9 protein-coding genes are annotated in these 10,462 nt (G+C 66.5%); 3 read left to right on the top strand and 6 right to left on the bottom strand.

The window, feature by feature from the left end; translation table 11 throughout:
• Positions 1-202: 202 nt before the first annotated feature.
• Positions 203-901 (top strand): ArsR/SmtB family transcription factor, encoded by a 699-nt coding sequence (locus FFS27_RS21130; RefSeq protein WP_003137212.1) that lies wholly within the window; start codon positions 203-205, stop codon positions 899-901.
• Positions 902-913: 12 nt separating this feature from the next.
• Here the strand turns inward: FFS27_RS21130 and FFS27_RS21125 are convergent, their stop codons facing one another.
• The 6 genes from FFS27_RS21125 to FFS27_RS21100 form a co-directional block, all read right to left on the bottom strand.
• Positions 914-1,903 (bottom strand): sulfate/molybdate ABC transporter ATP-binding protein, encoded by a 990-nt coding sequence (locus FFS27_RS21125; RefSeq protein ID WP_003084237.1) that lies wholly within the window; start codon positions 1,901-1,903, stop codon positions 914-916.
• 3 nt (positions 1,904-1,906) lie between these two features.
• Positions 1,907-2,776, bottom strand: coding sequence for a sulfate ABC transporter permease subunit CysW (gene cysW / locus FFS27_RS21120; RefSeq protein WP_003084239.1), 870 nt, complete (start codon positions 2,774-2,776; stop codon positions 1,907-1,909).
• A 10-nt stretch (positions 2,777-2,786) separates the two neighbouring features.
• Complete coding sequence (cysT, locus tag FFS27_RS21115) at positions 2,787-3,605, bottom strand: sulfate ABC transporter permease subunit CysT (protein WP_003084241.1); 819 nt, start codon at positions 3,603-3,605, stop codon at positions 2,787-2,789.
• Positions 3,606-3,766: 161 nt separating this feature from the next.
• Positions 3,767-4,765 (bottom strand): sulfate ABC transporter substrate-binding protein, encoded by a 999-nt coding sequence (locus FFS27_RS21110; RefSeq protein ID WP_003084243.1) that lies wholly within the window; start codon positions 4,763-4,765, stop codon positions 3,767-3,769.
• 176 nt (positions 4,766-4,941) lie between these two features.
• Complete coding sequence (oscA, locus tag FFS27_RS21105; protein ID WP_003084246.1) at positions 4,942-5,124, bottom strand: sulfur starvation response protein OscA; 183 nt, start codon at positions 5,122-5,124, stop codon at positions 4,942-4,944.
• 163 nt (positions 5,125-5,287) lie between these two features.
• Complete coding sequence (locus FFS27_RS21100) at positions 5,288-7,570, bottom strand: putative bifunctional diguanylate cyclase/phosphodiesterase (protein ID WP_003084250.1); 2,283 nt, start codon at positions 7,568-7,570, stop codon at positions 5,288-5,290.
• A 171-nt stretch (positions 7,571-7,741) separates the two neighbouring features.
• Here FFS27_RS21100 and desA point away from each other — a divergent pair, with 171 nt between their 5' ends.
• Together desA and FFS27_RS21090 are read left to right on the top strand one after the other, a co-directional pair.
• Complete coding sequence (desA, locus tag FFS27_RS21095; protein WP_003084252.1) at positions 7,742-8,920, top strand: delta-9 fatty acid desaturase DesA; 1,179 nt, start codon at positions 7,742-7,744, stop codon at positions 8,918-8,920.
• Positions 8,921-9,148: 228 nt separating this feature from the next.
• Positions 9,149-10,462, top strand: a 1,314-nt coding sequence (locus FFS27_RS21090; RefSeq protein WP_137952188.1) for a sodium:solute symporter, incomplete at its 3' end; no start/stop codon positions are given.

The following is a 10,462-nucleotide window of genomic DNA, read 5'->3' as shown; positions in this document are numbered from 1 at the left end:
GACCCACCGAGACCGTCGGCAGGCCCAGGCCGACCACGCCCTTGACGAAGCCGGCGAGAAGGAAGGTGAGGGCGATCAGCGGGATCAGGGCGTGGAGGTCGACGGACATGCGGGTTCTTCCTTGTCTCGGGCTGGCGCGAACGGGCGATGGCGGCCAGTATCTCTCGTCGTCGACAGGCAATGTTTCATCCGGAGGTGAAGCATGCAATTCAATCCCGGCTTCAGTTCGCTGGCGGCGCTGCTCGCCGATCCCGGCCGCGCGCAGATGATCTGGGCACTGATGGATGGCAGCGCCCGCCCGGCCAGCGAGCTGGCGCTGCTGGCGGGCGTCTCGCCGTCCTCCGCCAGCGGCCACCTGGGACGGCTGGTCGAGGGCGGCGTGCTGAGCCTGGAGGCGCGCGGGCGCAATCGCTTCTATCGCCTGGCCGGGCCCGAAGTGGGACAGGCGGTGGAAGCGCTGGCCAGCGCCTCCCTGGCCCTGCAGCCGCAGCGGCGCAGCCTGCCGCCGAGCCACGGCACGCCGTCGGCGTTGCGCGAGGCGCGGACCTGCTACGACCACCTGGCCGGCGAACTCGCGGTCGGTGTGTTCGCACGGATGCTGGATGCCGGCTGGATCGAGCAGGAGGGCAGGACGCTGCGCCTGAGCGCGACCGGCGAGGCCGGGCTGGCCGGGTTGGGGATCGACCTGGCGGAGGTCCGCCGCCGCCGTCGGCAGTTCGCCTGCGCCTGCCCCGACTGGAGCGAACGCAAGCCGCACCTCGGCGGCGCGCTGGGGGCGGCGTTGCTGGAGGCCTGTTTGCGCCAGGGCTGGTTGCGGCCGCAGGACGGCTCGCGGGCGTTGCAGGTGTCGCCGAAGGGCCGCGCGGGACTGCGCGGCCTGGCGGAACGCACGGCGGGCTGAACCCGCCGGGGATCAGAGATTGGCCACCGGCTGGAAGGCCTTCGGCTTGAAGTAGAGGGTCTCGCCGCGGGCCAGGCCGGCCAAGCTGTCGTGGTCCTTCACCACTTCGGCTTCGATCAGTTCGTCCTGGCCATCGACCTTCAGCGTTACCCGGGTGATCGCCCCCAGCGGACGGATGTCGCGGACCTCGGCGGCGCGGTGCTCGGCCACCGCGGAACGCGACAGCGACACTTCGTGGGGGCGGAACAGCAGGTGCTGGTCGTTGCCCAGTTGCAGGCGGTTGGAGTCGCCGAGGAAGTGGTAGACGAAATCGCTGGCCGGGTTCTCGTAGACCTCGCCGGGCGAGCCGATCTGCTCGATCACGCCCTTGTTCATCACCACGATGCGGTCGGCCACTTCCATCGCCTCTTCCTGGTCGTGGGTGACGAACACCGAGGTCAGGTTGATCTCCTCGTGCAGGCGCGCCAGCCAGCGGCGCAGCTCCTTGCGCACCTTGGCGTCGAGGGCGCCGAAGGGTTCGTCGAGGAGCAGGATCTTCGGCTCCACCGCCAGCGCGCGGGCCAGGGCGATACGCTGCCGCTGGCCACCGGAGAGCTGCTCGGGATAGCGGTCGGCGAGCCAGTCGAGCTGCACCATGTTGAGCAGTTCGTGGACCTTGGCCTTGATCGCGGACTCGCCCGGCCGCTCGCCCTTGGGCTTCATGCGCAGGCCGAAGGCGACGTTGTCGAACACCGTCATGTGGCGGAACAGCGCGTAGTGCTGGAAGACGAAGCCGACGTTGCGGTCGCGCACGTCGTGCTGCGAGACGTCCTCGCCATGGAACACGATGTTGCCGGCGTCCGGGGTTTCCAGCCCGGCGATGATCCGCAGCAGGGTGGTCTTGCCGCACCCGGAGGGGCCGAGCAGGGCCACCAGCTCGCCGCTCTGGATGTCCAGGTTGATGTCGTCCAGGGCCTTGAAGGCGTTGAAGTTCTTGCTGACGTTACGGATTTCGATGCTCATGGTTCATTCCTCGTCAGCATTGCTTTTCAGTCGGGACATGCGGGATTCGCTCCACTGCTTGAGCAGAAGGATGACCAGCGCCATCAGCAGCAACAGGCTGGCGACGCTGAAGGCGGCGACGTGGTTGTATTCGTTGTAGAGGATCTCGACGTGCAGCGGCAGGGTGTTGGTGACGCCGCGGATGTGTCCGGAAACCACCGACACCGCGCCGAACTCGCCCATCGCCCGGGCGGTGCAGAGCACCACGCCGTAGATCAGGCCCCACTTGATGTTCGGCAGGGTCACGTGCCAGAACATCTGCCAGCCGTTGGCGCCGAGCAGGCGGGCGGCCTCCTCTTCCTGGGTGCCCTGTTCCTGCATCAGCGGGATCAGTTCGCGGGCGACGAAGGGCACGGTGACGAAGAGGGTCGCCAGGACGATGCCGGGCACCGCGAAGACGATCTGGATGTCGTGGTCGCTCAGCCATTCGCCGAAGTAGCCCTGGGCGCCGAACAACAGCACGTAGATCAGGCCGGCGATCACCGGCGAGACCGAGAACGGCAGGTCGATCAGGGTCACCAGGATGCTCTTGCCGCGAAACTCGAACTTGCTCACGCACCAGGCGGCGGCGACGCCGAACAGCAGGTTGAGCGGCACCGAGATGGCCACCGCGATCAGGGTCAGCTTCAGCGCGGCCAGCGCGTCGGGTTCGAGGATCGCCTCGAAGAAGGTGCCGAAACCCTGCTTCAGCGCCTCGCTCAGGACCACGTAGAGCGGCAGCAGGAGGAACAGGGCGAAGACCAGCCAGGCCAGGACGATCAGGGCCAGGCGGCCGCCGGCGTTGCCGCGGCGGGAGGCGCTGGCGGTGGCAGCGGAAATGCTTGCACTGGACATGGCGCCCTCCTTACGGGGTTTCGATGCGACGCTGCAGCAGGTTGATCAGCAGCAGCAGGATGAAGGACACCACCAGCATCAGCACGCCGATGGCGGTGGCGCCGGTGTAGTCGTACTGGTCCAGCTTGACCATGATCAGCAGCGGCAGGATCTCGGTCTTCATCGGCATGTTGCCGGCGATGAAGATCACCGAGCCGTATTCGCCGACGCCCCGGGCGAAGGCCAGGGCGAAACCGGTCAGCCAGGCCGGCAGCAGCGCCGGCACGAGGATATGGCGGAACACCTGCAGCGGCCTGGCGCCGAGGCAGGCGGCGGCTTCCTCGACTTCCTTGGGAATGTCGGCGAGCACCGGCTGCACCGTGCGGACCACGAACGGCAGGGTCACGAAGGTCAGCGCCAGGGTGATCCCCAGGGGGGTATAGGCGATCTTGAAGCCGAGGTCGCTGGCGAACTGGCCGACCAGGCCGGCCGGCGCATAGAGCGCGGTGAGGGCGATACCGGCGACGGCGGTGGGTAGGGCGAAGGGCAGGTCGATCATGGCATCGATGATCTTCCGTCCGGGGAATTCGTAGCGCACCAGGACCCAGGCCAGCAGCGTGCCGATCAAGCCGTTGAGCACGGCGGCGGCGAGCGCGGTGCCGAAGCTCAGCTTGAGCGCGGCGAGCACCCGCGGCGCGCTGATGATGGCCCAGAATTGCTCCCAGCTGAGCTGGGTGGTCTTGAGGAACATGGCCCCCAGCGGGATCAGGACCAGCAGGCTGAGGTACACCAGGGTGTATCCCAGGGTCAGCCCGAAGCCGGGTATGACCGGGGAAATGCGTCGTGACATGTTCTGTCCTTACTCTGCGTTGGAACGCTTGGTGGCTCTCCCGGTGCCGGTTCCTTCCGGCAGTGGGCCCGGTACGGGACCGGGCCTGCTAGCCCCCTCGCCCGTCCGGGAGAGGGTCTGGGAGAGGGGCCGTGGTTCGGGCGACGGGTCTGCCGTCGCGATCATTGCGCCTGGTAGATCTGGTCGAAGATGCCCCCGTCGTTGAAGAACTTCGGCTGGGCCGTCTTCCAGCCGCCGAAATCGGAGTCGACGGTGACCAGGTTCAGTTTCGGGAACTGCGTGGCGAACTCGGCGGCGACCTTCTGGTTGCGCGGCCGGTAGAAGTTCTGTGCGGCGATGCGCTGGCCTTCCTCGCTGTACAGGTATTGCAGGTAGGCCTCGGCGACCTTGCGGGTGCCTTTCTTCTCGACCACCTTGTCGACCACCGCGACCGGCGGTTCGGCGAGGATGGAGATGGAGGGTACGACGATCTCGAAGTTTTCCCCGCCCTGTTCCTTCTTCGCCAGGAACGCCTCGTTCTCCCAGGCCAGCAGCACGTCGCCGATCTGGTTGTTGACGAAGGTGATGGTCGAGCCGCGGGCGCCGGTGTCGAGCACCGGTACGTGCTTGTACAGCGCCTGCACGTAGTCCTTGGCCTTCTCGTCGCTGCCGTACTGCTTCTTCGCCCAGGCCCAGGCGGCGAGGAAGTTCCAGCGCGCGCCGCCGGAGGTCTTCGGGTTCGGCGTGATGACTTCCACGCCTTCCTTGGTCAGGTCGCCCCAGTCCTTGATGCCCTTGGGGTTGCCCTTGCGCACCAGGAACACGATGGTCGAGGTGTAGGGGGTGCTGTTGTCCGGCAGGCGTGCCTGCCAGTCGGCCGGCAGCAGCTTGCCGAGCTTGTGCAGTTCGTCGATGTCGCCGGCCAGGGCCAGGGTCACCACGTCGGCCTTGAGCCCGTCGATCACCGCGCGGGCCTGCTTGCCGGAGCCGCCGTGGGACTGCTGGACGGTCAGGTCCTCGCCGCCCTGGGCCTTCCAGTGCTTGATGAAGGCCGCGTTGTAGGCCTGGTACAGCTCGCGGGTCGGGTCGTAGGAAACGTTCAGCAGTTGCGTGGCCGCGGCAACCGGGCCGGAGACCAGGGCGCTGGCGAGTGCGGCCAGGGCGAAACGACGAAGGGACATGTGCAGCTCCTAGGTGTGTGCTGTTTCGATTGTTCTAATGGGGTGTTGGCGGAACGACGGGAACACGGGGCGTCAGGCGCGCATTCGCGGCCGACAGCTGCAGTACCGGTGCGGATGGGGTATCGAACGGATGTTCATGGCGAGACGCCTCCGGTGGTCCAGTCGGGTCGTGTGCTTCAGGCCTGCTTGACGGCCGGTTGCTGCAGACGGAATTTTTCCTTGCGCTCGATCTGCACCACCTGGCCGTTGTGCACGGTGATCTCGACGGCGCCGAAGCGCAGGCCGCGCAGGGCACTCTGGATTTCACGCAGGATGGTGGCTTCGTCCTGGCCATCCAGGCTTCTGAGGGTTGCGCTCATGGGTCTCTGCTCCTGTGGCTCGAGGTGCCGCGTTGCTCGACGAAGTGGAGGCGGCGTGAGGCGCATAGTAAGCAGTGGGCAATATTCTTAAAAATATTGTTTAAGAATCTTTATAGGTAAAGTGGTTATAAGACGGCGAAGCGGCCCGGCTTCGCCGCCAGGCTCAGTCTTCCGGCAGCGCCACGGGCGGCAGGTCGAAGCGCAGCGCTTCCGCCGGTTGCGGCCGTCCGTACCAGTAGCCTTGGCCGAAGTCGCAGCCATGTTCGCGCAGGAACAGCGCCTGGTCCTGGTGCTCGATACCCTCGGCAACCACCCGCAGGCCCATGCTTTGCGCCAGGGCAACGATCGCCCGGGCGATCGCGGCGTCGTCCACCGCGCCGGGCAGGCCGGCGACGAAGCCCTGGTCGATCTTCAGCTTGTGCACCGGCAGCCGCTTGAGGCGCATCAGCGAGGAATAGCCGGTGCCGAAGTCGTCGATGGCCAGGTTCACGCCGAGGATACGCAGGCGGCAGAGCAGGTTGAGGGACTGCTCGAAGTCCTCCATCACCGCGCTTTCGGTGACTTCCAGCTCCAGGTAGCGGGGCTCCAGCCCGGACTCTTCCAGGGCATTGGCGATCCTTTCTTCCAGGCCGCCGCGGTTGAACAGCCGGCTGGAGACGTTGACCGCGACGAACTCCAGCTCGACACCGCGCTGTTGCCACTCGCGCATCTGCCGGCAGGCACGCTTGAGCACCCAGTTGTCCAGCGCGGCGATCAGCCCGCATTCCTCCGCCACCGGGACGAACTCGCCTGGCGGCACCAGGCCGCGCTCGGGATGCTGCCAGCGCACCAGCGACTCGACGCCGACGATCCGCCCGCTGGCCAGGTCGTGCACCGGCTGGTAGTGGACGCGCAGTTCGTCGTGCTCCAGCGCATGGCGCAGGGCCGATTCCACCTGGACATGGGCGCGGGCCCGGGCGGTCAGCACGCGGGTGTAGAAGGCGTAGGCGTTACGCCCGCTGTCCTTGGCCTGGAACAGCGCGGCGTCGGCGTGTTGCATCAGGTGGTCGACGTCGCTGGCGTCTTCCGGGTAGAGGCTGACACCGAGGCTTGCGCTGATATAGATCGGCTGGCAGTGGATGTCGAACGGCGCGTTGAAACCGTCGAGGATGCGCTGCGAGAGTCGCGCGACGGCTTCCGGGTCGTCGTTCTCGACGAGGATGGCGAATTCGTCGCCGCCCAGTCGCGACAGCAGGCAGCGCTCGTCGAGCTGGTGTTGCAGGCGCTTGCTGACCTCCTTGAGGAGCATGTCGCCAGTTGTATGGCCGAGGCTGTCGTTGATGTGCTTGAAGTGGTCGAGGTCGATCAGCAGCAGGGCCCCGGCCACCGTCCGGTCCTTGCCGTTCTCCAGCGCCTGCTCGATGCGCTCGCGCAGCAGCACGCGGTTGGGCAGGCCGGTCAGCGAGTCGTGGTGGGCGAGGAAGTCCAGCTCGTTCTCCGAGCGCTTGATGCTGCTCAGGTCGGAGAACACCCCGACGTAGTGGGTCAGTTGGCCCTGGTCGTTGCGCACCGCGCGGATGTGCAGCCACTGCGGGTAGATCTCGCCGCTCTTGCGACGGTTCCAGATCTCTCCGCTCCAGACGTCCTGCTCGCGCAGGGCCAGCCACAGGCGCTGGTAGAACGCTTGGTCCTGGCGGCCGGAGCGGAGGATCGCCGGGGTCTTGCCGAGCACGTCCTCGGAACGGTAGCCGGTGATGCGCTCGAAGGAAGGGTTGACGTGCACGATCACCGCCTGGGCATCGGTGACCAGAACGCCCTCGCGGGTGCTGTCGAATACCGCCGCGGCCTGGCGCAGGTGGTCTTCCTTGAGCCGCTGCAGGGTGATGTCGCGGGCCACGCCGGTGTAGTGCAGCGGCTTGCCCAGGGCGTCGCGGAGGACCCGGCCGCGCGAGTGGATCCAGCGGTAGTCGCCGTCCTTGTGGCGCAGGCGGTAGATGTGGTCGAGATTGTCGGTCAGGCCCTGCAGGTGGTTGCGGTGGGCCTCCAGCACGGTGGCGTACTCTTCCGGGTGCAGGCGCTTCTTCCAGGTCTCGATGGGGTCGCCGAGTTCCTCCGGAGCGAGGCCGATCAGCGCGGCGTAGCCCGGCGAGACGAACATCCGGTCGGTCACCAGGTCCCAATCCCAGAGACCGTCGCGCACCGCTTCCAGGGCACGGTTCAGGCGCTGCTCGCTGCCGTGCAGTTCGTCGTAGGCCTGGGCCTTGCGGCGGAATTGGCGTACCAGGTAGAGGTACAGGAGCAGGCCGGTTGCGGCGAAGAAGAACAGCCGCTTGGCGGTCATCCAGAACACCAGCTGGTCGTGGTCCTGGACCTGGTTTTGTAACAAATGATCGCTCAGGAACGCCCAGGCGATGGCGATTGCGAGATAAGCCAGGCTCAGGCGAAGGGCACTCAGGCGGGGGCTCATGGGATTTTCAGTGGGCAATTATTGGCCGGGCAGTATAAATGATGGCCATCCGGCCCTGTTCATATCTAAAAGAACGGATGGTAATCCCCAGCCGCTTGGTGATAATGCCCCCAGGTTTTGTCAGACAAGGCCCTCATCACTCCCAAATCCCCCCGAGGTTCAGTACCGCCTATGTGGTTCAACGGTTTTCTCGACCTGTCGCCCTGGCAACTGGTGGCAGTTACCCTGGTGCTGACGCATATCACCATCGTCAGCGTGACCGTCTACCTGCATCGCTATTCCGCCCACCGTGCACTCGACCTGCACCCTGCGTTGCAGCACTTCTTCCGTTTCTGGTTGTGGTTGACCACAGGGATGAACACGCGCGAATGGACCGCGATCCACCGTAAGCACCATGCCAAGTGCGAGACCGTCGAGGATCCGCACAGCCCGGTGCACAAGGGCCTGTTCACCGTCCTGCGCGCAGGCGCGGAGCTGTACAAGGCCGAGGCGAAGAACCAGGACACCCTGCGCATCTACGGCAAGAACTGCCCGGACGACTGGATCGAGCGCAATCTCTACTCGCGCTTCCCGATCGGCGGCGTGGTGCTGATGGCGCTCATCGACCTGGCCCTGTTCGGCGCCCTTGGCCTGACCGTCTGGGCCGTGCAGATGGCATGGATTCCGTTCTGGGCCGCCGGCGTGGTCAACGGCCTCGGCCACGCGGTCGGCTATCGCAACTTCGAATGCCGCGACGCCGCCACCAACCTGGTGCCCTGGGGCATCCTCATCGGTGGCGAAGAGCTGCACAACAACCACCACACCTACCCGAACTCGGCCAAGCTGTCGGTGAAGAAGTGGGAATTCGACCTGGGCTGGGCCTGGATCAAGCTGTTCAGTTTCCTGCGCCTGGCCAGGGTCGCCCGGGTTGCGCCGATCGCCCATCGGGTCGAAGGCAAGCACAGCCTGGACATGGATACCGCCATGGCGATCCTCAACAACCGCTTCCAGATCATGGCGCAGTACCGCAAGCTGGTGATCGCGCCGCTGGTCAAACAGGAAGTGGCCAAGGCCGACGAGTCGGTGCGCCACCTGTTCCGCCGCGCCAAGCGCCTGCTGTCGCGCGAGACCAGCCTGCTGCAGGACCGCCACCACGTGCGCATCGACTCGATGCTCGCCCACAGCCAGGCGCTGAAGGTGATCTACGAGAAGCGCCTGGCGTTGCAGCAGATCTGGGCCAAGACCAGCGCCAACGGCCACGACATGCTGGCGGCGATCAAGGACTGGGTGCATGAGGCGGAAGCCAGCGGTATCCAGTCGTTGAAGGAGTTCGCCGCGCAACTGAAGACCTACTCGCTGCGTCCCGCCTGACGCCTGGCGCGCCCTCGCGGGTGCGTCAGCCGCCTCTGCAACGCGCCGGCTCCTGCCGGCGCGTTGCGTTTCGGCGTCGCCAATGCGACGCCCCGCCGATACTTCTCTTCCTCCGCAAGTCGACTTGCCCGATCCGGGATTCAGCCCGGGCGGCGCCCGGCCTATCTTCGGCGTGCCCAGGCGCCACGCCGGGCGTCACGCAGAACAACAAGAAAAGGAGCGCGGGCGATGTTGCTGGATTACCTGATCATGCTGGTCTACGCCCTGGCCATGCTGGGCCTGGGCTGGTACGGAATGCGCAAGGCGAAGAGCCAGAGCGATTTCCTCGTCGCCGGACGCCGCCTCGGCCCCGGCCTCTACCTGGGAACCATGGCCGCGGTGGTGCTCGGCGGCGCGTCGACCATCGGTACGGTCAAGCTCGGCTACCAGTTCGGCCTGTCCGGCTTGTGGCTGGTGTTCATGCTCGGCCTGGGGATCATCGTCCTCAGTCTGGTGTTCTCGCGGCAGATCGCGCGCCTGCGGGTGTTCACCGTGACCCAGGTGCTGGAGCAGCGCTACCAGGCCTCCTCGCGCCTGATCGGCGGGGTGGTCATGGTCGCCTACGACCTGATGGTGGCGGTCACCGCGACCATCGCCATCGGCTCGGTCACCGAAGTGGTATTCGGCATCCCGCGGATCCCGGCGATCCTCTGCGGTGGCGGGATCGTCATCGTCTATTCGGTGATTGGCGGCATGTGGTCGCTTACGCTGACCGACATCATCCAGTTCGTGATCAAGACCGTCGGTATCTTCCTGGTCCTGCTGCCGTTGTCGATCGACGGCGCCGGTGGCCTGGCGCGCATGCAGGAGGTGCTGCCGGCGGGCTTCTTCGACCTCGGCCACATCGGCCTGGATACCATCCTCACCTACTTCCTCCTGTACTTCTTCGGCGCGCTGATCGGCCAGGACATCTGGCAGCGGGTGTTCACCGCGCGCAGCGAGACGGTGGTGCGCTACGCCGGGCTTGGTGCCGGCGTCTACTGCATGCTCTACGGCGCCGCCTGCGCGCTGATCGGCGCGGCGGCGCGGGTCCTCCTGCCGGACCTGGCGGTGCCGGAGAACGCCTACGCCGAGATCACCCGCGAGGTACTGGCGCCGGGCCTGCGCGGCCTGGTGGTGGCGGCCGCACTGTCGGCGATCATGTCCACCGCCAGCGGGTGCCTGCTGGCGGCGGCCACCGTGCTGCAGGAAGACATCTATGCGCGCTTCCTGCGCCCCGGTACCACCAGCGACATCCGCCTGAGCCGTTGCATCACCCTGCTGATGGGGGTGGCGATGCTGGTCCTGGCGTGCCTGGTCAATGACGTCATCGCGGCCCTGAGCATCGCCTACAACCTGCTGGTCGGTGGCCTGCTGGTGCCGATCGTCGGCGCGCTGCTGTGGCGTCGGGCCAGTCCGCAGGGAGCGATCGCCAGCATCGTCGCCGGTTGCCTGGCGGTGATCGCCTGCATGGCCCGCGACGGCCTGCTCGCCAACTCGCCGATCGTCTACGGCCTGCTGGCC

This window comes from Pseudomonas sp. 2VD, assembly GCF_005503585.1.
GTDB classification, from domain to species: Bacteria; Pseudomonadota; Gammaproteobacteria; order Pseudomonadales; family Pseudomonadaceae; genus Pseudomonas; species Pseudomonas aeruginosa.
This window is presented reverse-complemented; position numbering and strand designations above follow the sequence as displayed.

Coding starts and splice junctions, on each gene's coding strand:
- FFS27_RS21130 (WP_003137212.1), top strand. CDS start 203: ATGCAATTCAATCCCGGCTTCAGTTCGCTGGCGGCGCTGCTCGCCGAT.
- FFS27_RS21110 (WP_003084243.1), bottom strand. CDS start 4,765: ATGTCCCTTCGTCGTTTCGCCCTGGCCGCACTCGCCAGCGCCCTGGTC.
- FFS27_RS21125 (WP_003084237.1), bottom strand. CDS start 1,903: ATGAGCATCGAAATCCGTAACGTCAGCAAGAACTTCAACGCCTTCAAG.
- oscA (WP_003084246.1), bottom strand. CDS start 5,124: ATGAGCGCAACCCTCAGAAGCCTGGATGGCCAGGACGAAGCCACCATC.
- cysW (WP_003084239.1), bottom strand. CDS start 2,776: ATGTCCAGTGCAAGCATTTCCGCTGCCACCGCCAGCGCCTCCCGCCGC.
- desA (WP_003084252.1), top strand. CDS start 7,742: ATGTGGTTCAACGGTTTTCTCGACCTGTCGCCCTGGCAACTGGTGGCA.
- FFS27_RS21100 (WP_003084250.1), bottom strand. CDS start 7,570: ATGAGCCCCCGCCTGAGTGCCCTTCGCCTGAGCCTGGCTTATCTCGCA.
- cysT (WP_003084241.1), bottom strand. CDS start 3,605: ATGTCACGACGCATTTCCCCGGTCATACCCGGCTTCGGGCTGACCCTG.